Origin of the sequence: Acinetobacter sp. NPDC052428 (assembly GCF_044547685.1) — a bacterium.
GTDB lineage: Bacteria > Pseudomonadota > Gammaproteobacteria > Pseudomonadales > Moraxellaceae > Acinetobacter > Acinetobacter lwoffii_G.
The window spans coordinates 1-23,094 of the sequence record NZ_JBIUAT010000024.1 but is presented as its reverse complement, the minus strand read 5'-3'; the positions used below and the strand labels follow the sequence as shown (position 1 = coordinate 23,094).

Genomic DNA, 23,094 nt, shown 5'->3' with positions numbered 1-23,094 from the left:
ATAGATTAAAAATGTTGCAGTAACGATCAAATCCATTATTTACTTTCTTTTTGAGATTGAAATAGAAACGTACATTCAACAGGTGGGGAGCATGCGAAAAACTGTAAAAACTTGTTATAGTGGAGGCAAGTTTGGGGACTGATAATAATGAAATTTGACTTTGAAATTGATACGGCATGGTGTCTAGACCAACTCTTTAAAGACGGTAAAATCAGTGAACGCGACCGGATGCTGGTACAAACCACTCATCGGCAACGTGAACAATTAAAATGGCACCCTTTACAGTGGATTGCCAATTTTAATCTGGTCGATCAATCTCATCCTCAAACAACGCTGACCCTGAACCGTTTATGTCAGTGGCTAGCAGAAAAAACCGGATTGATGTTCTATATCATTGATCCGCTCAAAGCTGATGTACAGGCATTGACCCATGTCATGTCGCAGGAATATGCACTGCGCAACCATATTTTGGCAGTAGAAATTCAGGCAGACAAAGTTCTGATCGCTACGGATCAGCCTTATAAAACCGAATGGGTCTCAAATCTCGAGCAGAATATTTCCCCGAAGAAAATACAACGGGTATTACTGAATCCGGAACAGTTACAACGTTATATTACTGAATATTATCAGGTCAGTCGTGCAGTCAGTGGATCGCAGAAATCCTCTGCCTATGACCGGGAAAATAAGGGCGTCGAAGCCTTGTTGCAACTGGGTGATTCCCAGAATCCGGATGCCAATGACCAGCATATTGTCAAACTGGTGGACTGGGTGCTGCAATTTGCCTTTGAGCAGGGCGCCAGTGATATTCATATGGAACCGCGTAAAGACACCGGTAAGATCCGTTTCCGGATTGATGGGGTGCTGCATACGATTTACAACATGCCGGCCAATACATTGACCGCCGTCATTTCCCGAATCAAGATTCTGGGCAGGATGAATGTGGCGGAAAAACGTAAACCACAGGATAGCCGCCTGAAAACCCGAACACCGAAAGGACAGGAAACCGAACTCCGTCTATCGACCTTGCCAACGGCATTCGGCGAAAAACTGGTGATGCGTATTTTCGATCCGGAAGTGCTGGTCAGAAGTTTTCAGCAACTCGGGTTTGAAGGTCATTTGCTGAATGACTGGAACAATCTGACCAGTCATAGTCATGGCATTATTCTAGTCACAGGGCCAACTGGTTCCGGTAAAACTACTACGCTTTATTCAACCTTGAAGCAGCTGGCGACGGAACAGGTCAACGTCTGTACCATTGAAGACCCGATCGAGATGCTGGAACCCAGCTTTAACCAGATGCAGGTCAACAATGGCATTGATCTAGGCTTCGCTGATGGCGTGCGCGCATTGATGCGTCAGGATCCGGACATCATCATGGTGGGTGAGATTCGTGATCAGGACACTGCCAATATGGCGATTCAGGCAGCATTGACTGGTCACCTGGTTCTATCGACTTTACATACCAATGATGCGCCGTCGAGTCTGACCCGTCTGCATGATCTGGGCGTACAGCCATTTTTGACAGCAGCAACCATCTTGGGTGTTCTGGCTCAGCGTCTGGTACGTCAGCTGTGTCCACACTGCAAACAGGAAAGCTTCCTGAACGAGCAGGAGTGGCAACATCTAGCTGTGGATTATCCGCTGCCGCGGCCGGAATTTGTCTTCAAAGCGGTGGGCTGTGAAGAATGCCGGCATACCGGTTATAAAGGCCGTATCGGGATTTATGAGTTTATGCCACTGAGTCTGACCACCAAACAGCTGATTGGTGCCGATGCCAACCTGAACCAGCTGCGACAGCAGGCCAAAAAAGAAGGGGTAGAACCTTTAAGAATTGCCGGGGCACGCAAGATTCTGGAAGGTGTGACCACGCTTGAAGAAGTCCTGAGAGTCGTACCCTTAAATTAATTTTGAAAATGAAGCAATCTTAAGATTCAATTCATCTTCGGCTGTTTTAATAGCATCATCGAAACAAGGCAAGACTTTAAAGAGGTAACTGCGATGAAAATGATGATAAATACGGTTTTGGCAGCTGCATTGATGGGTTCTATCGCGACGGCTACCATAGCAAGTAGTGACACGGCTGTGAATCAGGCCGCTTTTGCTAAATCGACTACAGTCAAACAGGCGATGGCCATGAAAGATGATAGCAAGGTTCAGCTCAAAGGTTATGTCGTGAAAGCAGTGGGTGATGAAAAATACCAGTTCCGCGACAGTACAGGTACCATTACGGTTGAGATTGATGACGAACTTTGGCAAGGCAAACCGATTTCAGCCAAAACACCGGTAATCATCACAGGTGAAATCGACATTGACTATAAACCGGCAAAACGTGTTGAAATTGAGGTTGATCAGGTTCGTTTCTAATATCGCGTGATTTGCTGAATTTAATCTGAACACGGCAACAAAAAACCACATGCAAGTTACCAAAAAGCATGTGGTTTTTTTGAGTCTGGAACTTTTTCAGGGCAAGATAGAACAAGGAAGCAAACGGAGCAGAGTATGCGTATTCTTTTGGCAGAAGATGATCAGTCTCAGGCAGACAGTATCCAGACCTGGCTGGAAATGGATGGTTATGTGATTGATCGGGTAGAGCGCGGTGATCATGCGATCCTGGCGATTGAGCAACATCAATATGACTGTATTCTGCTGGACCGCGGCCTGCCGAATGCCACTGGAGACGAGATTCTGAAAAGTTTGCGCAGCCAACAGCAAGATACACCAGTGATTTTTATTACGGCCAAAGACAGTATTGATGATCGGGTCGAGGGGCTGGATTTAGGCGCGAATGATTATCTGGTGAAACCCTTTAGTTTGGAAGAACTTTCCGCCCGGGTACGTGCCCAGCTCAGGCTGAAGCAGCAAACACCGAATCATATCCTGCACTGGCAGGATCTTAGTCTGGACACTCAGGCCAAAAACCTGACCAAAGCGGGTCAAGCGATCAATCTCACTGCGAAAGAATTTCAAATTCTATATAAGCTGATGCAGCAGCCTGAACATATTGTCACCCGTGAACAGCTGGAAGAATCGCTGTATGCTTGGGGTGATGAAATTGAAAGTAATGCGATTGAAGTGTTTATCTATCAGCTGCGTAAAAAAATTGGCAGCCAGATGATCAAGACCATTCGCGGTCTGGGCTATCGCATGCATAAGGCTGAGGCATAAACCTATGTCAGCTGCTATTTCCCTGCAAACCCGGTTGATCAAACACGCGCTGTTCAGTTCCATATTGGCTGGAATATTGGCCTGGCTGCTGTTATTGGGAATTTCCAGTTATCAGGCTAGTCAGCTGCATGATGAATTAATGGAGCAGATTTCTGAGTTGCTGCTTGGCGATGTCACCCAAGCCAAAGACGCCCAGGTGGATGAACTCAGTGAACAGTTTGATATCCAGTATGCCTTGTTGCTGGGTCAGCAGGTACTGACTACTTCGATTGATGATGAATTAATTAATACCATTCCAAAAGCACAGAACAACGGCTTTCAGTTTGCTTATGAAAATGGTCATTTTATCCGCATCCTGACTGCGGAAGATGACGACCTTCTGGTCAAAATCGTACAGCCACTTTCAGTACGTTTCGATGAACTCTGGCAAACCACCTTGGGCTTTGCCGGTATCTTATTCATTTTATGGCTAGTGCAATGGCTGATTTTGCGTGTTGCGATCAGACGCCAGTTACGGCCATTAAACAAGATTTCCCGGGCGATTGGTTCCAAAACTGCTCAGGATCTAAGCCCGATCAAAACGCCTGATCCTGAAATCACTGAACTGCAACCGATTATTCGTCAGCTGAATGCCATGCTCGGCCGTTTGGAGAAATCACTGGCTGCTGAACAGCGTTTTACTGCAGATGCTTCACATGAGCTGCGTTCGCCACTGTCTGCGATTCAAATGCGTCTACAGGTTTTAAAACGTAAATATCAAGATGATGCACAGCTCCCTCAGGCATTGCAGCTGATTCAAAATGATGTCAATCGTGGTACGCAGGTACTGGAAAATTTACTCTTGCTGGCACGACTCGATCCGGAGCGCACAGAACAATTACCAACGCAAACGATTAATCTTAAAAATCTGGTTCAGGAGGCTTTGCAGTCATTGCAGCCTTTTGCAGAAGAAAAAGACATTCATTGGAACCTAAACCTTGAGGATGCTGTGATTGAAGCAAATCCAGAGCTGATTTTTAGCTGTATCCGAAATCTGGTCGACAATGCCATCCGTTATACGCCGCCACAGGGACAGGTCGAGATCCGAACGGTTATTGAGCAGCATCAGATACAGTTACTGATTGAAAACTCAGGAGAGGGGATTGCTAATGATGTACTGGAACGTTTAGGTGAACGTTTTTATCGGGCTTTGGGTACGCGAACTCAGGGTTCAGGTTTAGGCCTGTCTATTTGCCAGAAAATTATGGCACTGCATGCAGCTAAAATTGATTATGCGCCGTCGGATCTGGGTGGACTTAAAGTGTTATTGAGTTTTAAGCTTGAATAGCAAATCTCATGATCAGAAGATTAAAAAGCAGTATGCGCTGATTCATACTGCTGCTTCCCACGTTTGTTATTATTAGAACTGATTTAATTATTTGGTCAGAATAAGACGGTTGTTGCGGGTCAGACGCAGACGGTATTCTTCTCCGGCATGCATGATCCGGATTTCACGACCCAGTGCAAACAGATTGTTGGAGTGCAGCATTGGCAAAGCATGGTGAGTATCATTGTTACGAGTAAATAGGCTAAATGGGGCGTTCATTCCGTCGACTCCGTGGTGTGTTTTGGATTGATTTAAATGATAATCATTATCGAATAGGTCTGTCAACGAAATATTGAGCAATTTATAAAAAACTCTAATTTGCTTACAATCTGTAAAACTTTAACGGTTCTGTACATCATGACTAAAGCTACGATTCATGTCGCAATTGCGCTTTTATTTTATCAAAATCAGGTTCTAGTCGGCTGGCGTGAAGCCAAGCAGCATCAGGGCAATAAATATGAATTTCCAGGCGGAAAAGTTGAACAGGGCGAATTACCAGTCGAAGCCTGCCGCCGTGAAGTAATTGAAGAGGTCGGTGTGGATATTGAACGCTGGCATGCTTCTGATTTTATCTCCCATGAATATGAAGATCTCATCGTCAATTTGCATATTTTCCATGCTTCAATACAGCCTGCTCAATTGGCTGAAATTAAACAGCCTTGGCGCTGGTACAGCCGGGAAGAACTTAGTCAGCTGAATTTTCCGAAAGCCAATCAGTCAATGATTCAAAAGCTACAATGGCCGCAGCGCATCAAGATTGCTGAAGATCTGGATATCTTATCAAGTCTGGATACAGATCAAATGTTGTATTGGCGCGTGGAAGCGACGCCTGAGCGGATCATGCAATTACAGCAATATCCGGTAGATCAACTTTCCAAGTTAATCATTAATCAGCAGCTTTGGTCACAACTGAATGAATTGCAGCAGCAGACGATTCGCACGATTCATCTAAAACAGACTCAATTGATGGACTTGAAACAAGGCGAACTTAAATCTGGCTATCGTTATCTGGCAGCTTGTCATGACCTGACCGCTTTAATGCATGCAGAACAGATCGGCTGTGAAGCGGCTTTACTCAGTCCGGTACTGGCGACAGCGACTCATCCAGAAACACCTGCGCTAGGCTGGGAACAATTCAAGCAAATGGCAGAGCAGGTACAGATTCCGGTTTTTGCTTTAGGCGGAATGAAAGCTGAAGAACTCGATTATGCAAAAAGCCAGCATGCTTATGGCATTGCCGGCATTCGCTATATTTAAACACTTTATTTAGAAAATAAATTTTCTATTGTTAAGTCAGTTTCTATGGAAAATTATCTTAAAGCTTTTTCAATGCCTGTTGAGCTTGCTGAATCGCTTTGGCATTTTTCCGCAACTGAGCAGATTTAAGGCGTACTTGCCAAAGCTGCTTTTTCATGGCACTAGATTGTGCATAACTCAGGCCACGTAAGGCAAAAGCATCGGCGCTTGCTGGCTGATTTTTACGGTTGGCGATCATGCCCAGGTATAAATACGTTTCCGGTGCCTGAGGGGCCAGTCGCTGTGCCTGAGTTGCAGAAGCTTCAGCTTGAGCAAACTGCTGCTTGGTATAGGCCTGCTGGGTTTGCTGCATCAGACTCTTGAAGGCCGGCAGATTACGTCCATCATCAAACTTTTGGCTTTTCGGCTTCTGTTCAGGAATGACAATTTTCTGACGTTTGATGTCAGGACGGTCATAAGGCGTAATCACTACGCCATCTGGCGTTTTTGCCTTAGGTTTTTCCACCGCAGGCTTGGCAGGGGTAACTGGCTTTTCTGGCTCAGATATACTTTGGCAGCCCACCAGACTGAGGATGAGCAAACCAGGGAGGATTTTTCTTAACATAAACATAGACTCAATTAATGGCTATAACTTCCACTGGCGATAATACGGGTTTCGCTCTCAAGATCGCGTTCTATTTCTGTTTCACTTTCTTGTATGTAGCGACTCATATCATCCTGTTCAGCATCAGATGGCGCAGGTTCTGAATCAATATCATAAGGTTCAGTCGCATAATGCGAGATCCCGCAGGCAGTCGCCTGATTTGGCAGGGCATGACGCGAAATCGGGATATACATGGCGCCTTCACAGCCTTGTGCCGATAAATGACCGGTATAACGATCCAGCCAATGCCATTCGATTTCATTCGGCTGTGGCAAATTCACCGGTTTTTGGCGTAGTTGTTTCATGACATTGGTCCACACGGGCAGGGCACCTGAAGAACCGGTCAAGCCAGTGACTTTGTTGTCATCCAGACCGAGCCAAACCACGGTCATATAATTACCTGAGTATCCGGCAAACCATGAGTCACGGCTGTCATTCGTGGTACCGGATTTACCGGCAAGATTCAGACTACGTGGTAAGCTGTTATAGGCTGCACGACCTGTACCATTCGACATGACCTGTTGTAAGCCATAATTCAGAGCATAAGCAGAAGCCGGATCAATGGTCGGTTGCACACTCAGGCTATAACGATCCAGAGAGCGGCCGTTGGCATCCACCACAGAGCGAATCGCTTTGGTTGGGTATTTAAAGCCCCCTGTAGCAAAGTTGCCGTAAATATTCATCACTTCCATCGGGGACATATCTACCGCACCTAAGTAAATCGACGGATAAGATGGAATATCTGAAGTTACACCAAATTTTTTCAGATGATTAATAAAGGTAGACAGGCCAAATTCTTGTGCTAAACGCACAGTGGACAGGTTATAAGATTGCGATAAGGCTTGTGACATTGGAATGACACCATGTCCACGACCACTATAGTTTTTCGGTGTCCAGGTTTTGCCGTCACTCTTAATGCTGATTTCACTGTCTTCAATGGGGCTCGCCCAATGATAACGGTTCGATTCCAGGGCACTCAGGTAGATCACAGGCTTTAACAGGGAACCAACCTGACGCTTGGCATCGACTGCACGGTTAAAGCCGGTAAAATCTTGAGTAGAACCTACTGCGGCTACCAGCTCACCATTTTCCGGATGCGATACCAATACCGCACCTTGTAAATCTTTCAGGCGACCCGGATTGGATTTACTTAAACGCGCCACCGTCTCTTTAAAGCTGTCCTGAATTCTGGTTTGGGCTAAAGGATCTAAAGTGGTGAAAATTCGCAGACCCTGATTGGTCAGATCGGTTTCCTGATAATCTGTGCGTAATTGACGACGTACAATATCCAGAAAATCCGGGAAGCGGGCAGGGCCTAAAGTCGGTTTTGAAATGACATTTAACGGACGTGCGGTTTCTTTTTCATATTGTTCCTGAGTCAGATAGCCCATCACCAGCATATTATTCAGGACGATATCACGGCGTTTTTTCGCACTTTCAGGATTGCGCCATGGATTGTATAGACTCGGGCCTTGGACTAAACCCACCAAAAATGCTTGCTGTGAAATATTCAGTTCACGCAGTGGCAGGCCAAAATAAAACTGCGATGCCAGACCATAACCATTAATGGAGTAGTTACCATTCTGACCCAGATTTACCTCATTCAGATAAGCTTCCAGAATTTCATTCTTGTCATAATGCAATTCAATCAGCATCGCCATAAAGGCTTCATTCACTTTACGTTTTAAGGTACGCTCAGGAGTCAAATAGAAATTTTTAACCAATTGCTGGGTCAAGGTTGAGCCGCCCTGACGTTTACCACCGGTAATATTACTGACCACGGCACGTGCAATACCACGCGGTGAAACCCCATGATGCTCATAGAACTTACGGTCTTCAGTCGCGATCAGCGCTTCGATCAAGGGCTTAGGCACTTTATTTAGCTTGATCAGCACACGGTCTTCGTTATGCTGCGGATAAATCCCGCCTATTAATAAAGGTTCTAGACGTGCAATACCGCTTGAAGATGGTTTGGTCGCGCTGACTTCTGCAATCTGTTCACCGCTGAAACTGACTTTTAATATTTGCTCCGGTTCAACCCGGTCACCAAAATCAAAGCCGCGTGTATGCACATATAGGGTATTACCCGTGGTGACAAAGCTGCCTGATTTGGTATAACTATCCGAATTTTTATAACCGAGTAATTTTAATTCTTTTTGGAAATCCTGCAGACTGACTGGGGCATTCACGTACACTTCCATCGGACGTGCGAAGACCTTGGCCGGAATATCCCAGCGCTGACCTTCAAACTTGTCGCGTACAATATTGTCTAATCTAATCAAATAGATACTAAATGCTACAAAGATAGAAATGACAATAATAGAAAAAATTAAGGCAAGAAACCCCATGCCACGTTCAGATTTCATAAATACTTATAAGATCCTGTGAAATTGTGCTAATCATGCGAAGCTTTTCATTATTTTGCAATATTTAATCAAGAAATGCGCTTAAAATTAAAATGAAACCCCACAATTTCTCCTTAATTCGAATATATTTCAAATAATTTCCTACCTATGAAGCACTGTTATAAATTGTCATCCAGGTATAGCTTAATGTTATGATAAGCAGGATTCGTAGCGGAGCGACGACACTGGTGCAAATTTCCCATAAGACCTTTCGAAATATCGGGTTAATAGGACGTCCTGATAAATCGTCGGTGGTTGAAACCTTATGCCTTATTCACGATCATCTTCTCAATTTAGGCCTACATCCAGTTTTTGATGCAGCGACAGCTGAACTTGTTCCCTATCAAAATACCCAAACCGTCAGTCGTGCCTTGTTGGGTGAGGTGGTGGATCTGGTGATTGTCGTGGGCGGCGACGGCTCGCTATTACATGCAGCACGTGCCTTGGTCAAGTACAATACCCCAGTGATCGGGGTTAACCGTGGTCGTCTGGGTTTTTTAACGGATATCAAGCCGACCGAAGTGATCTTCAAGCTGGATCAAGTATTAAAGGGTGACTTTCAGACTGAGCGACGCTTTTTACTCGAAGTCGAAATTCGCTCCAAAGGCGAAGTGATTTACGATGCCATTGCCCTGAATGATGTGGTGCTACATTCAGGAAAATCGGTGCATATGATCGATTTTGAGCTGAATATTGATGGACAATATGTCTATCGTCAGCACAGTGATGGCCTGATAGTCTCTACGCCGACTGGTTCTACAGCTTATGCACTTTCTGGTGGTGGCCCGATTGTACATCCAAGCATGGATGCGATTGCTTTGGTGCCGATGCATCCGCATACCTTGTCTTCACGCCCGATTGTGGTTGGTGGACATAGTGAAATTAAATTACTGATTCGTGAAAATCGCGTACTGCCGATGGTTAGTGCGGATGGGCAACACAGTGTGTCTTTGAATGTGGGCGATAGCGTCCATATTCGCAAGCATCCATTTAAACTGAATCTTCTGCATCCACCGGGTTATGACTTTTATAATGCCTGTCGAACCAAACTGGGGTGGAATCAGGACTTTGATTATTTTAAGCAGGATTAAATCATGAATATTGAACAAATGCTTGCCGTACTCAATCCTGAGATTGTTGAACGCCTAAGAACAGCAGTCGAAATTGGAAAGTGGCCAAACGGTGTAGCCTTGACACCAGAACAGCGTCAGACCTGTATGCAGGCAGTCTATGCCTGGGAAATGAAAAACCTGCCTGAAAATGAGCGCAGCGGTTATATCGACCGCGGTACTAAAGAAGAAGGTGAGGAATGTGATGATGATCATCACAAGAATGAACCTGAATTCAAGCCGATTCGTTTTGTTTAAGGCTTAATTCCCAGCCAATAGCAATACAATTAAAAAAAGCATTGTTCATTCACTGAACAATGCTTTTTTCTTTTGCACAAGATTAAACCGTGTGGCGATTCGCCCATAAGATTTTGGCTTTTTGCATCGCAGCTTCAAAGCTGTCACACACGCCCATGGTATATAGCGCAATGCCCATAGTTTCTATCACTGCAATCTCGCCATAATCATGGCTTTGCTGACCGTCCCAGACAGCCTTAAATAGCGCCAGATCCAGTTCTTCTTCAATTGGACTGCGGTTGTCAGTGAGCTTTGGCAATTCATGCTCATAGAGCAGGCCATCTTTAATGCCACAGATGAGCGTTTTGGCATCCGGATTACGCTCGAATTCGCCCCCTTCACCTTTAATCACGGCACTATTTTTATAGCCCAAGCGGAAAGCTGCTTGCTGATGCGAACCACGATATGCTGGATGGAAAATGGCTTGCAGGGTCGCTTTGGCATTAAAGGGATTGATCAGACGCGCCAGGGTATGAATTGGGGAGCGTAAGCCCATGACATTACGCAGCGCAATCAAGTCTGCAAGAATCGGAGAAATTACTTCTAACGGTATGTAAGCAAAATGCTGTTGTAGAAGTTGCTGTTCAACCTCGGCATCATTTTGACAGATTGGATAGCCTAAGTAAGTCAGCACCTGTTCGGTATAAACGCGGTTCATGGTATGGCCCGAGGCACCATGCATCACAATATTATAACCATGCTTGGCCAGTGTCAGGGCTGCCAGAATAAACCATGGATAATGCTTGCGCTTGCCCGCATATGAAGACCAGTCCAGATCGACATCCAGTTTTTTGAAACTCAGCTGGTCACGTGTCGCCTGTACAAAACCGGCCAACTCATCTACAGATTCTTCCTTGACCCGCAATAACATCAAGAATGCACCTAACTGCACATCCAGCACTTCATTTTTCAAAATCATACTGAAGGCTTGATAGGCTTCATCATAGCAGAGAGAGCGGGCGCCATTTTTCCCTTTACCCACAATGCGTACATATTGGGCAAAGGGATGTTCGAAATCTTTATAAATATTTCTTTTGGTATTCATAACTTTTTACAGCTTGCAGAAAATATTAATGTCAAGGGAGAGGGTGAAAATCCATAAACATTTCAGTATACGTAAAACAATCAGTTAAATCTGATTATCGACTAATGTCTAATCTATTCTGGTTAAAACATAAACAAGCGCATAATAAGTTATGCACATTTAGTCTGAATATTCGGTAAAATTTAGGCAATTTTTAGAGTCTGTTTAATTTTTCTTAATCTCTTTCTCCCATTTAATACTTTGGTCTGATACTTGAGTGTCAGATTCAATGCATGGCTGATTATCATTTTTGAACATTCTCTTGAGCCTTTTGAGACTTGATCCGGTTCATCCTGAGAAGGGATGAAGAGGTCAGTATATTTCTCAAAATGGTCTTTCTTATTTTTGATATCGTTCAAGTAGATTTATTATGGCGAAACAACCAATTTATAAGTCACTGTATTTTCAAGTGATTGTGGCCATTATCGCAGGTATTCTGGTCGGGCATTTTTCGCCTAGTGGTACGCAAATTATCAATGGCGTAGAACAGCATGTCCCTGGCTTGGGCGAACAGCTTAAACCGCTTGGTGATGCATTTATCCGTCTGATTAAAATGATTATCGCACCTGTGATTTTCTGTACCGTGGTCAGCGGTATTGCAGGTATGGAAAGCATGAAATCAGTGGGTAAAACTGGTGGTGTGGCTTTACTTTACTTCGAGATCGTATCCACGATTGCTTTGGTCATCGGTCTGGTCGTGATTAACATCGTCAAGCCTGGTGTGGGCATGAACGTTGATCCTGCTTCACTGGATACCACTGGCATCAGTAAATATGTCGCTTCAGGTGAGTCACAATCGACTATCGACTTCCTGATGAACATCATTCCAAATACGGTTGTGGGCGCATTTGCAGAAGGCGAAATCCTGCAAGTTCTATTGTTCGCGATCATCTTTGGTTTTGCACTGCATAAGCTAGGTGATCAAGGCAAGCCAGTCCTGAAACTCATCGACCAGATTTCACATGTGTTTTTCAACATCGTGAACATGGTGATGAAACTTGCTCCAATTGGTGCATTTGGTGCAATGGCGTTTACAATTGGTAAATATGGTATTGGTTCTCTTGCTCAGCTGGCACAGTTGATCATTTGTTTCTATGTTACCTGCGTACTGTTTATTTTCATCGTATTGGGCTCAATTGCGCGTTTCGCAGGGTTCAGCATCATGAAGATGATCCGCCTGATTCGCGAAGAACTTCTGATTGTACTGGGGACGTCATCTTCAGAATCAGTACTGCCACGTATGTTGAAGAAACTGGAACTTGCCGGTGCAGAGAAGTCGGTGGTAGGTCTGGTGATTCCAACTGGTTATTCATTTAACCTGGATGGTACGTCGATTTACTTGACGATGGCTGCAATCTTTATTGCGCAAGCAACCAATACGCAACTTGACTTGTCTCATCAAATTACCCTGCTTCTGGTACTTCTGATCTCATCTAAGGGTGCGGCAGGCGTGACTGGTTCAGGCTTTATTGTGATGGCGGCAACTTTGGCTGCTGTAGGGAATATTCCTGTTGCAGGTCTGGCATTGATTCTCGGTATCGATCGTTTCATGTCTGAAGCTCGTGCCTTGACCAATCTGGTCGGCAACTCTTTGGCGACTTTAGTGGTTGCGAAATGGGTGGGCCAGTTAGATATGGACAAGCTGAACTATGCTTTAGCAAATCCTGCAGAAATTGACGAAAAAATGGCACAAGAAGGCAATAACGCTCACTAATTTTGAGTCTGTCTTTCATGTCTAAAAGGGAAGCTTCGGCTTCCCTTTTTTATTGACTGTGAAGTTAGTAAAAAGATGAATGCCGGCACATGACAGGGAGCAGGAAAGTCGATAGTCTGTGAAAAGGAAACTAAAATGATAAACAACAAGGACAATAGAATGCTTGCCTACGATGCCGATCTAGAATTATTCCGCGATAATTTTAAACGCTTTATGAACGAACATGTCGCACCGTACTACGACCAGTGGGAACGTGAAGGTCTGATGCCGCGTTCAGTCTGGAATGCACTCGGTGAAAATGGCTTCTTGTGTGTCGATGTTCCAGAAGAATATGGTGGCTATGGGGTGCCGACCGATTATTCCTTGATGCTGATCGAAGAATCTGCACGTGCCGGATACAGTGCCATTGCCACAGGTCTGTCTTGTCATTCCGATATTGCAGCACCGTATATCCTGCATATTGGTACTGAAGAACAGAAAAAATACTGGTTACCAAAAATGGTCACCGGTGAAGTGGTCGGTGCGATTGGCATGACCGAGCCAGGTGCAGGTTCAGATTTGCAAGCCATGCGTACTAGTGCCATCTTGCAGGATGAATATTATCTGTTAAATGGCTCAAAAACCTTCATTTCCAATGGTCAGCATGCTGACTTGGTGGTGCTTGCGGTCAAAACCGATCCTCAAGCCCGAGCTAAAGGCGTTTCATTGCTGCTGGTCGATACCCATCTGGAAGGCTTTAAAAAAGGCACTAATCTGGACAAGATTGGTCTGCATGCTCAGGATACGTCTGAACTGTTCTTCGACAATGTTAAAGTGCCAAAGGACCAATTACTGGGTCAGCCGGGACAGGGATTTGCTTACCTGATGCAGGAATTGCCACGTGAGCGTACCGCCATCGCTGCCACCGCTCTAGGCGCCATTCGTGGCTCGATCGATGTGACCACACAATATGTGAAAGAGCGTCAGGCTTTTGGTCAGGCGATCGGTCAATTTCAGAATACTCGTTTTGTTTTGGCACAAGCGAAAATTGATGAATTGGCGACCGCAGCTTTTTATAACCAGAATCTTGAGCTTTATATGCAAGGGAAGCTGGATGTAGAAACTGCAGCGGCATTGAAAAGTTTTTCTACCGATATGCAGATGAAAATCGCGGACAATCTCCTGCAATTATTTGGTGGTTATGGCTATATGACTGAATATCCAATTTCACGTTTCTTCGTTGATGCGCGGATCCAGCGGATTTATGGGGGTACCAATGAAATTATGAAAGAGATTGTGGCTCGCGGGCTGTTAGGACGTTAATAGCTCAACCATAAAAAAGAGTCCTGAAGGACTCTTTTTTGTAGGAGAGAGCATAGCCAAGATGGGAAATATTTTTTAAGACTTTATGATTTTAAAACATCCAAACATTCATGAATAAAAATGGGTAAATCATTGGGTAGACGAGATGAAATCAACTGATTATTGTCATTCACCAGTTCTGCATCATAATACGTTCCACCGGCACGTTGTACGCGACTGGCATGCGCGCGAATACTGGTAATAATTCGATTTTTTAGCACATCTGCTTCGCAGAGTAATAATGATGCATCACATAAACTAAAGATGGTTTTCTTGGCTTGATTAAAAGCCTGAATAAACTGCAGCACCCGGAGATCGGTAGATAAGGAAACTGCAGATTCACCGCCAGGAATCAGCAAGGCATCAAAATCATCAATACTGATTTGTTCGATGCCCCGGTCAATCGTCACTGCAGAACAGCCATGCAAACCATAGACCACGTTTCCTGCATTAAACTCAATATTACAGATGCTATGCTTTGCTTCAAGCAAGGCTGCAACGGGTTCAAGATATTCCTGATCTTCAAAATTATTCGTCAAAAGTACAGCTATTCTTTTTGGCATGACTGACACCCAAACGCTTGTTTTAAATTTAGACTATCTGTGATTGGTTAAAAAATCGTCTCTGCTTTGTAAGTGAGTAGTGATTTAATGTAAAAAATAAGTGAAATCAAAGAGAAGTCGATAAAAATGGGATTGTAGAGTGTGCATTTTATTGTGAAATCTATCTTAGATATGAATGGTTCAAAAATGACGTTTGAAAAGCAATTATTTTAATTTTCTTATGTTTAAAACCGCTATATAGATTAAGAAATAGTGATATTTCATCTTCCTTAAAATCAGTTAATATGGACAGGCAAAGTTTACAATTTAATAATGTAAATCAAGCAGAAAAGCTGAAGTAAATGTTACCAGATATGACTAAAAGCGATAAACGGTTAAAATCAACTGTATGTTTTTAAGACTTAATCTACCAATGCCATATTGCGTAACATTTGAAAGCTCACTATTGTTATACTGAACAGATAAGGTTTATGAAGGGCGACAGAACAATGATCAACGACGATCAAAACACCACGACTTCTCTTGATTTGGCAAAAATTCGTGAAGATATCGATTCTGTTGATCAGCAAATTCAGCAATTGATTAACCGTCGGGCACGTTTGGCTGAAGCAGTGGCAAAAGCAAAATTTGCCTCAGAAGAGAATCCGCTGTTTTACCGTCCAGAACGTGAAGCTCAGGTTTTGCGTAATGTCATGGAACGTAATGAAGGGCCATTGTCTGATACCACCATGGCACGTCTGTTCCGTGAAATCATGTCGGCCTGTCTGGCACTCGAAGCTCCGCAAAGCATTGCTTTCCTTGGACCAGTCGGGACTTATACCCATTCTGCGGTACTCAAGCACTTTGGTCATGATGCTGTGGTTCGTCCTTTACCGACCATTGATGAAGTTTTCCGTGACGTGGAAGCAGGCAGTGCCCATTATGGTCTGGTGCCGGTAGAAAATTCCTCTGAAGGCGTGGTCAACCATACTTTGGACTGTTTTAAAACATCGAACCTGAATGTGATTGGCGAAGTTGAATTACCGATTCACCATCAGTTCCTGATTTCTGAAAATACCCGTAAAGACAGCATCAAACAGATTTATGCGCATCAGCAGACTTTGGCACAATGCCGTAAGTGGCTGGATGCTCATTATCCAGGTGTGGAACGTGTCGCTTTAAGTTCCAATGCGGAAGCAGCACGCCGTATTCGTAATGAATGGCATTCTGCTGCAATTGCTTCTGAAATTGCCGCGAGTATCTATGACCTCGAAATCATGCATAGCAATATCGAGGACAATCCGGAAAATACCACACGCTTCCTGGTGATTGGCCGTGAAAAAGTGCCACAAAGTGGTAATGACAAGACTTCATTACTAATCTCAGCACATGATCGTGCCGGGGCTTTGCTGGAAATTCTGGCGCCGTTTGCCAAGCACAATATCAGTCTGACCAGCATTGAAACCCGTCCTGCACTTCCTGAAAAATGGGCTTATGTGTTCTTCATTGATCTTGAAGGCCATATTGAGCAGGAACACGTGAAAGCAGCCATTGAAGAAATTCGTCCTTTGGTGAAAGAAGTTCGCGTGCTTGGTTCATATCCTGCAGCTGTACTTTAAGTCAGCTATCCGTGGTCAGGGCGAGGGTGCTGACCACTGTTTTATACTTAAAATTGGAAGTCTAAAATGTCGTTTGTTCCAGCCAATTCAGGCATCTCAAAATTAAAGCCATATCAACCGGGTAAGCCAATCAGTGAACTTGAGCGCGAGTTGGGTCTTACTGATATCGTCAAACTGGCTTCAAATGAAAACCCGCTGGGTTGTTCAGATAAAGTCAAAGAAGCGGTCGCTGCGGAAATTGCTGAAATTGGCCGTTATCCAGATGGTGGTGGTTTTATCCTGAAAGATCAGATCAAAACCCAGTTTGGTTTTAATCACGATCAGATTACCTTGGGGAATGGTTCAAACGACTTACTGGAAATGTTTGCCCGCGCATTCGTTTCAGAAAATGATTCGGTGGTGTATAGCCAGCATGCCTTTGCAGTTTATGCATTGGTGACTCAAGCCATTAATGCACAAGCGATCGAAGTACCAGCAAAAGGCTTCTCGCATGACTTGGAAGCAATGGCGGCTGCCATTCAGGACAATACCAAACTCGTCTTCATTGCAAACCCGAACAATCCAACTGGAACTTGGTTCGAAGAAGCTGAATTTGAAGCTTTCATGCAAAAAGTTCCTGCCAATGTGATTGTGGTTCTGGATGAAGCCTATGTGGAATATTTCCCGGAAAACTTCAACAGCTTGAAATTCCTTGCGCAATATCCAAACCTGATCGTTAGCCGTACTTTGTCTAAGTGTTATGGTTTGGCTGCACTACGTGTTGGTTTTGCTCTGGCTTCAATAGAAGTGACGGATTATCTGAATCGTATTCGTCAGCCATTTAACGTTAACCATCTTGCGATGGTGGCTGCGGTGGCTGCACTGAAAGATGAAGATTTTATCGCGCGTTCTCGTGAAGTAAATAAAGCCGGTATGGCGCAACTTGAAGCTGGCTTTAAGGCTTTGGGTCTTAACTATGTGCCTTCACGTGCCAACTTTATTCTGGTGGATGTGCAGGCTGACCCATCAGCAACCTTCAATGGTTTGCTCAAGCAAGGGGTGATTGTGCGTCCGGTCGGTATTTCAAATCACATTCGCGTATCGATTGGTACTGAAGCAGAAAATGCGAAATTCTTGAGCGCATTGGCTAAAGTACTCGGTTTAGAGGCAAAAGCTTAGACCATGTCGCAGCCACTGTTTGAAAAAGTTGCATTTATCGGGCTTGGACTGATTGGTTCAAGTCTGGCGCGTGTCATTCGAGCCGAGCATTTGGCCAATGACATTGTTGCATCGACACGTTCACAAAAGACTTTGGAAGATGCTAAATCTCTTGGCCTGATTTCCGAAGGCTATGCCGATCCTGTAGAGGCGGTCAAAGGCGCTGATCTGGTGGTACTGGCATTGCCGGTACGTGCCACGCAAAAGGTGCTGGAAGCTATCAAGCCTTATTTATCTGCCAATACCATTATTACTGATGTGGGTAGTACCAAAGGTAATGTGGTCGATGCAGCGAAAGCGGTTTTTGGCGATGAACTGCCTGAAGGTTTTGTACCGGGCCATCCGATTGCAGGTGCCGAGCATACCGGGGTGCATGCAGGTAAAGTTGATTTATTTGCCAATCACAAGGTGATCTTGACGCCACTGCCAAGCAGTGCAGACTGGGCCGTCGATAAACTGATTCAGCTGTGGCAAGCGGCGAAAGCCGAAGTGATTTGTATGGATGTCGACAAGCACGATGAAGTGCTGGCGCATACCAGTCATCTTCCGCATCTCATGGCATTCAACTTGGTTGAACAACTGGCCAAGCGTGAAGATAATTTAGATATATTTCGTTATGCTGCGGGTGGCTTCCGCGATTTTTCGCGAATTGCTGCCAGTGATCCACAAATGTGGCATGACATCTTTTTTGCCAACAAAAAAGCAGTTCTAAATGCTGTAGATGGCTTTGAACAGCAGCTCGCGATTATTCGCAAATTGATTGAAGATGAAGATTCCCACGCATTGATGGGCTTATTGGGTCATGCGCAGGCAGCTCGCCAGCATTTCAACCATATGCTCGCCAAGAAACCTTTCATGGAGAAAAATAAAGTGACACAACAATTTACCATTCAGCCGGGTGCCAAGAAATTTCAGGGTAAATTTACCGTGCCAGGTGACAAATCTGTGTCACATCGCTCGATCATGTTTGGTGCGATTGCTGAAGGTACCACGCATGTGACTGGCTTTCTGGAAGGTGAAGATGCTTTAGCGACATTGCAAGCTTTCCGTGATATGGGTGTGAGCATTGAAGGCCCTAAAAATGGTGAAATCACCATTCATGGCGTTGGCATGCATGGTCTTAAAGCACCACAGTCTGCCATTTATATGGGCAACTCAGGCACTTCAATGCGTTTGCTGTCTGGTATGCTGGCAGCGCAGAAATTTGATTCAGTCATGACTGGCGACGCATCTTTATCCAAACGTCCAATGGAGCGTATTGCCAAGCCTTTACGTGAAATGGGTGCGCAGATTCAGACCACGGGTGAACGCGGTACACCACCTGTATCCATCACTGGTAACCAAAACCTTAAAGGGATTCAGTACGATTTGCCGATGGCCTCTGCTCAGGTGAAATCAGGGATTCTACTTGCAGGCCTGTGGGCGGAAGGTGAAACTTCGGTGACTGAACCTGAACCAACTCGCGATCATACTGAACGTATGCTGCGTGCATTTGGTTATGAAGTAAAAACTGAAGGCAACCGAATTTCCCTGCAAGGTGGCGGTAAGCTGGTTGGAACCAATATTCAGGTGCCTTCAGATATTTCTTCAGCAGCCTTCTTTATGGTGGGTGCGGCAATTACTGAAAATTCGGATGTCACCCTTGAAGCGGTGGGCATTAACCCGACCCGTACTGGTGTGATCGAAATCCTCAAGCAAATGGGTGCGGACATTACAGTTGAAAACGAGCGTATTGCGGGCGGTGAACCGATTGCAGATATTCGTATTCGTGGTACACGTACCTTAAAAGGCATTCATATGCCGGAAGATCAGGTGCCATTGGCAATTGATGAATTCCCGGCGTTATTCATTGCAGCTGCATGTGCTGAAGGTCAGACGATTTTGACCGGCGCTGCTGAACTGCGTGTCAAAGAATCGGATCGTATTCAAGTGATGGCGGATGGTCTTCAAACCATGGGCATCGACTGTACCCCAACGGACGATGGCATCATCATTGAAGGTAAGGGTAAGTCCGGTGACTGGTCGCCAATCTTTACGGGTGGTGAAATTGAATCGCATCATGATCACCGTATCGCGATGAGTTTTTCGATTGCCGGTTTGCGTAATTCAGAGCAGATCAAGATTGTCGGTACTGAAACGGTCGCAACCAGTTTCCCGACCTTCACAGAATTGACCTCAATCGCAGGACTGCCAATTCAAGTGTCAGAATAATTTTTAAAATTATGTGAAACAGCCAAGCTTTTGCTTGGCTGTTTTGTTTATATTGCTTATGCTAAACCCATATAAGAAAAAAGCCATTTGGAAGTAGCGATGCGAAAATTAAAATTCATGGCCAATACCCAGAGCCAAACACCACGGGATGGTCAGGAAACCCAGGAATATGTAGCACACTTACTTGCCGAAGAATTAGGCAAATATGGTTTTCAGACCTTAAGCCAAAGTGGAGCTCAGGTTGCCGTCAGCGTGGAAGAACATGCGCTGCCTTTATCGGTGAGTTGCGAAACCAGAGATGAACAAGGGCATCTGGTCTGTGAAATTGCCTCATATCCTGAAGAAGAACAGGACTGGCTGGATCGTATCACCGAAAGAAGCCTGCTTAATCAGCTTGCACAGGCAGTGGAAACCTCTCTAAAAGAGCAGGAAAGCTTTAGCGAGTTTGAATGGAAGAGCTAACTCAACAGACTCAATTAGCTTTGCCCACACTGCAAACTAAACGCCTGATCCTGAATCGTTTTAAATCAGCCGATGCCGAAGAAGTTTATGCTTCAATTACGCCGAGTTTGACACGTTTTATGGCGTGGGATGCACCAGAATCTGAACAGGAATTTGCAACAGTCTGGAAAAATTGGCTGGAAAATATGACCGATCATAAAGAATATGTATTTGTGATCCGTCATATTGAAACACAAGAATTTATTGGACTATGTGGTTTGCATCGACTTCATGATGAAATACCTGAAGTCGGTATTTGGATTCGTGAAACTGCGCATGGTTATCATTATGGACGTGAAGCAGTGCATGGTGTTGTGGCCTATGCTTTCAATACATTAGGGATTCAAGTCTTAAGCTACCCGGTAGCAGAAGAAAACTGGGCTAGCCGTAAAATTGTAGATCGCTTGGGCGGGAAAATTCTCCGTTACATCGATAAGCCTAAATATCGGGCTGTGATGTATGAAATTTTTGCAGAAGATTTTGTCTTTTAATAAAAAAACCCATCATCTGATGGATTTTTTTATTTAGCCAAGCGCTAAGTATCGGGTCATTGCGATCCGCAATTGCTTTAAATAGCCGGTAAAGAAATGGTTGGCACCAGGCAATATAGTCACTAAATGGCGTTGTGGCTTTGCCCATTCAATCATATCTGAGAGCAAAGTTACTTCATCGGCTTCGCCATGAATGAACAGAATGTCGCCTTTAATGGCGGGCGTCATATAATGGCGAATACCAGCAACTGTTGCAGTCGGCAGACCACATAAAATGGTTTGCTTTGGTTGCAATTCTACCGGTAAGGCTGCATAACTTTTTGCCATGACATGCGCACCAAAACTAAAACCACCTGCATAAAAAGGCAGGGCAATATGCTGGTTGCGAGCGAAACGAATGACTTCTAATACGTCATCCGTCTCACCGAAGCCCTCGTCGTGTATACCTTCACTTTGACCAGAACCACGGAAACTTGGACGATACACAATACAGCCACGTTCCAGATACATTTGTGCCAGTAAAACCGGAACCTTATGTTGTGGTGTACCGCCTTGCAATGGATGGGGGTGACAAACTACCGCGAATCCTTTCACTTCACCCTGAGGATAATCCACAAAAACTTCAATCTGACCTGCTGGCCCTTGAAGAAAAATTTGCTCGGACATATAAAAACCGATGATTAACAGGAGAATCGTGCATTTTAACGATTATGGTGAATAAAAACATGAATTGGAATTAAAATAAGCAGACTGATATAGTTTGATTAATCATTTTTTGACCAGGTTGCCATGCTCGCTTTAATTTCTCCAGCCAAAACTCTCGATTACGATACTCCATTACCGACTGACCAATTTACTCAAGCGAGATTATTAGAACATTCACAGGACTTGATTAAAGTTTGTCGCACACTTTCTGCAACAGAAATTTCCAGCTTAATGAGTGTCAGTGAAAAAATTGCCAGCTTAAATACCGCACGTTTCAATGACTGGCAGCCAGATTTTAATTTAGCCAATGCCCGTCAGGCGATTTTTGCATTTAAGGGTGATGTTTATACTGGTCTGGATGCCTATAGTTTGAAGCACGAAGATCTGCACTATGCACAAGACCGTTTACGTATGTTGTCTGGATTATATGGGCTCTTACGACCTTTGGATTTGATGATGCCGTACCGCCTGGAAATGGGAATCAAGTTAGCCAATTCCCGCGGGCATAATCTATATGAGTTCTGGGCGCATCACATTACTGATCTGATTAATCAGGATCTAGCAGCAGCAAATTCTGAAATCCTGGTGAATATTGCCTCTGATGAATATTACAAATCAGTCAACGAGCGCAAAATTCAGGCAGACATTATCAAGCCGCTATTTCTGGATCAGAAAAATGGTAAATATAAAGTGATTAGTTTCTATGCCAAAAAAGCACGCGGTCTCATGGCGCGTTTTATGATTGAAAATAAAATTGATTGTGTCGAAGAGTTGAAAGCTTTTAATAGCGATGGCTATTATTTCGATGCAGACAGTTCACTTAAGGGAGAACTGGTGTTCAAACGTGATGAACAACTGAGTGCATAAATGAGATGATTCCCAGTATTCAGCATGAGGATATATATGCCGGATATTGGGATGTCGTTATTATGGTTAGGTTCTTGAACTATGTACATGCATGTGATGTGAGTAGGGAATAATAGACAGCATCATGACAACTATAAAATCTGTAATTCTTGAATATCAGGTAGAGCTTCAAGGTAATTAAAAATAAAAAATATCGCTAAACATCTTGAAATCCCTAGCAAAATCTCCCTTATTTAGATCATTTTATTCTAAAAATTAAAGTTGAGCATTCTTGGAAAAGGCCGATAAAATAAATCGAAATAATTTCTATTGAATAGGTTAGATTTCATTTATCTCCATATCTTAATTTTGAATAAACTTCTTTTAGGTGGTTTAAAAAATATATTAAATTCAATTATTTAGTTTTTTTTAAAAGGATTTTTAATAGGATCGATTTTTTGAAAAAAGAATTATAAATTAATTAAGTATTAATAAATAAAACGACATAAAATTAGGGTCTGTTGACATTTACTGTTCATAATTAACCCTATAAAGGTAGCCATAAAAATATACAGGCTAAAGCAACAGAACTTTGATAATT

The 23,094-nt window shown here is 44.0% G+C and carries 21 protein-coding genes; 15 read left to right on the top strand and 6 right to left on the bottom strand.

Annotated features, from left to right (window positions below; genetic code table 11):
• Window positions 1-147: 147 nt before the first annotated feature.
• From ACIG3F_RS12050 to ACIG3F_RS12035, 4 genes are all read left to right on the top strand, one after another.
• Window positions 148-1,905, top strand: a complete 1,758-nt coding sequence (locus ACIG3F_RS12050; RefSeq protein WP_396470140.1) for a GspE/PulE family protein — start codon at window positions 148-150, stop codon at window positions 1,903-1,905.
• A gap of 93 nt (window positions 1,906-1,998) precedes the next feature.
• Window positions 1,999-2,364 (top strand): NirD/YgiW/YdeI family stress tolerance protein, encoded by a 366-nt coding sequence (locus ACIG3F_RS12045; protein ID WP_005247446.1) that lies wholly within the window; start codon window positions 1,999-2,001, stop codon window positions 2,362-2,364.
• A gap of 135 nt (window positions 2,365-2,499) precedes the next feature.
• Entirely contained in the window at window positions 2,500-3,165 is a 666-nt protein-coding gene (locus tag ACIG3F_RS12040; protein WP_396470139.1) for a response regulator transcription factor, read from the top strand.
• Between the two features lie 4 nt (window positions 3,166-3,169).
• Window positions 3,170-4,492, top strand: a complete 1,323-nt coding sequence (locus ACIG3F_RS12035; RefSeq protein WP_396470138.1) for a sensor histidine kinase — start codon at window positions 3,170-3,172, stop codon at window positions 4,490-4,492.
• A gap of 87 nt (window positions 4,493-4,579) precedes the next feature.
• Here the strand turns inward: ACIG3F_RS12035 and hemP are convergent, their stop codons facing one another.
• A complete protein-coding gene (hemP, locus tag ACIG3F_RS12030; protein ID WP_004645578.1) occupies window positions 4,580-4,750 on the bottom strand; it encodes a hemin uptake protein HemP in 171 nt (56 codons plus the stop codon).
• Window positions 4,751-4,888: 138 nt separating this feature from the next.
• On the opposite strand from hemP, the gene ACIG3F_RS12025 reads away from it, so the two are divergent.
• A complete protein-coding gene (locus ACIG3F_RS12025; protein ID WP_396470136.1) occupies window positions 4,889-5,788 on the top strand; it encodes an NUDIX domain-containing protein in 900 nt (299 codons plus the stop codon).
• 58 nt (window positions 5,789-5,846) lie between these two features.
• Here the strand turns inward: ACIG3F_RS12025 and ACIG3F_RS12020 are convergent, their stop codons facing one another.
• Both ACIG3F_RS12020 and mrcB read right to left on the bottom strand, forming a co-directional pair.
• Window positions 5,847-6,392 carry a hypothetical protein gene (locus ACIG3F_RS12020; RefSeq protein WP_044113031.1) on the bottom strand — a complete coding sequence of 182 codons (546 nt, stop codon included), beginning with the start codon at window positions 6,390-6,392 and terminating at the stop codon, window positions 5,847-5,849.
• A gap of 14 nt (window positions 6,393-6,406) precedes the next feature.
• Window positions 6,407-8,797, bottom strand: a complete 2,391-nt coding sequence (gene mrcB, locus ACIG3F_RS12015) for a penicillin-binding protein 1B (protein WP_396470135.1) — start codon at window positions 8,795-8,797, stop codon at window positions 6,407-6,409.
• Window positions 8,798-8,988: 191 nt separating this feature from the next.
• Here mrcB and ACIG3F_RS12010 point away from each other — a divergent pair, with 191 nt between their 5' ends.
• Both ACIG3F_RS12010 and ACIG3F_RS12005 read left to right on the top strand, forming a co-directional pair.
• Window positions 8,989-9,927, top strand: a complete 939-nt coding sequence (locus ACIG3F_RS12010; protein ID WP_004645573.1) for an NAD(+) kinase — start codon at window positions 8,989-8,991, stop codon at window positions 9,925-9,927.
• A gap of 3 nt (window positions 9,928-9,930) precedes the next feature.
• A complete protein-coding gene (locus ACIG3F_RS12005; protein ID WP_004278992.1) occupies window positions 9,931-10,203 on the top strand; it encodes a YeaC family protein in 273 nt (90 codons plus the stop codon).
• An 82-nt stretch (window positions 10,204-10,285) separates the two neighbouring features.
• Here the strand turns inward: ACIG3F_RS12005 and ACIG3F_RS12000 are convergent, their stop codons facing one another.
• Complete coding sequence (locus ACIG3F_RS12000; protein WP_005106493.1) at window positions 10,286-11,287, bottom strand: glycosyl transferase family protein; 1,002 nt, start codon at window positions 11,285-11,287, stop codon at window positions 10,286-10,288.
• Window positions 11,288-11,696: 409 nt separating this feature from the next.
• Between ACIG3F_RS12000 and ACIG3F_RS11995 the strand changes: the two genes are divergently transcribed.
• Together ACIG3F_RS11995 and ACIG3F_RS11990 are read left to right on the top strand one after the other, a co-directional pair.
• Window positions 11,697-13,040, top strand: a complete 1,344-nt coding sequence (locus ACIG3F_RS11995; RefSeq protein WP_004731608.1) for a dicarboxylate/amino acid:cation symporter — start codon at window positions 11,697-11,699, stop codon at window positions 13,038-13,040.
• A gap of 159 nt (window positions 13,041-13,199) precedes the next feature.
• On the top strand, window positions 13,200-14,342 hold the full coding sequence (locus ACIG3F_RS11990) for an acyl-CoA dehydrogenase family protein (protein WP_114541957.1): 1,143 nt from the start codon (window positions 13,200-13,202) through the stop codon (window positions 14,340-14,342).
• Between the two features lie 83 nt (window positions 14,343-14,425).
• Here the strand turns inward: ACIG3F_RS11990 and ACIG3F_RS11985 are convergent, their stop codons facing one another.
• Window positions 14,426-14,944 (bottom strand): DJ-1/PfpI family protein, encoded by a 519-nt coding sequence (locus tag ACIG3F_RS11985; RefSeq protein ID WP_004731605.1) that lies wholly within the window; start codon window positions 14,942-14,944, stop codon window positions 14,426-14,428.
• Between the two features lie 488 nt (window positions 14,945-15,432).
• Here ACIG3F_RS11985 and pheA point away from each other — a divergent pair, with 488 nt between their 5' ends.
• From pheA to ACIG3F_RS11960, 5 genes are all read left to right on the top strand, one after another.
• On the top strand, window positions 15,433-16,542 hold the full coding sequence (gene pheA / locus ACIG3F_RS11980) for a prephenate dehydratase (RefSeq protein ID WP_004645570.1): 1,110 nt from the start codon (window positions 15,433-15,435) through the stop codon (window positions 16,540-16,542).
• A gap of 66 nt (window positions 16,543-16,608) precedes the next feature.
• Window positions 16,609-17,700, top strand: a complete 1,092-nt coding sequence (hisC, locus tag ACIG3F_RS11975; RefSeq protein WP_278357466.1) for a histidinol-phosphate transaminase — start codon at window positions 16,609-16,611, stop codon at window positions 17,698-17,700.
• 3 nt (window positions 17,701-17,703) lie between these two features.
• Complete coding sequence (locus ACIG3F_RS11970; protein WP_396470134.1) at window positions 17,704-19,950, top strand: bifunctional prephenate dehydrogenase/3-phosphoshikimate 1-carboxyvinyltransferase; 2,247 nt, start codon at window positions 17,704-17,706, stop codon at window positions 19,948-19,950.
• Window positions 19,951-20,049: 99 nt separating this feature from the next.
• The gene (locus tag ACIG3F_RS11965; RefSeq protein WP_253158698.1) at window positions 20,050-20,412 is read left to right on the top strand and encodes a hypothetical protein; all 363 of its coding nucleotides are present in this window, start codon (window positions 20,050-20,052) and stop codon (window positions 20,410-20,412) included.
• On the top strand, window positions 20,400-20,942 hold the full coding sequence (locus ACIG3F_RS11960) for a GNAT family N-acetyltransferase (RefSeq protein ID WP_396470133.1): 543 nt from the start codon (window positions 20,400-20,402) through the stop codon (window positions 20,940-20,942). The genes ACIG3F_RS11965 and ACIG3F_RS11960 overlap by 13 nt, the downstream gene beginning before the upstream one ends.
• Window positions 20,943-20,975: 33 nt before the next feature.
• Here the strand turns inward: ACIG3F_RS11960 and ACIG3F_RS11955 are convergent, their stop codons facing one another.
• On the bottom strand, window positions 20,976-21,608 hold the full coding sequence (locus ACIG3F_RS11955) for an alpha/beta hydrolase (protein WP_396470132.1): 633 nt from the start codon (window positions 21,606-21,608) through the stop codon (window positions 20,976-20,978).
• A gap of 123 nt (window positions 21,609-21,731) precedes the next feature.
• Between ACIG3F_RS11955 and yaaA the strand changes: the two genes are divergently transcribed.
• Window positions 21,732-22,514, top strand: a complete 783-nt coding sequence (gene yaaA, locus ACIG3F_RS11950) for a peroxide stress protein YaaA (RefSeq protein ID WP_396470131.1) — start codon at window positions 21,732-21,734, stop codon at window positions 22,512-22,514.
• The last annotated feature ends 580 nt before the right edge of the window (window positions 22,515-23,094 follow it).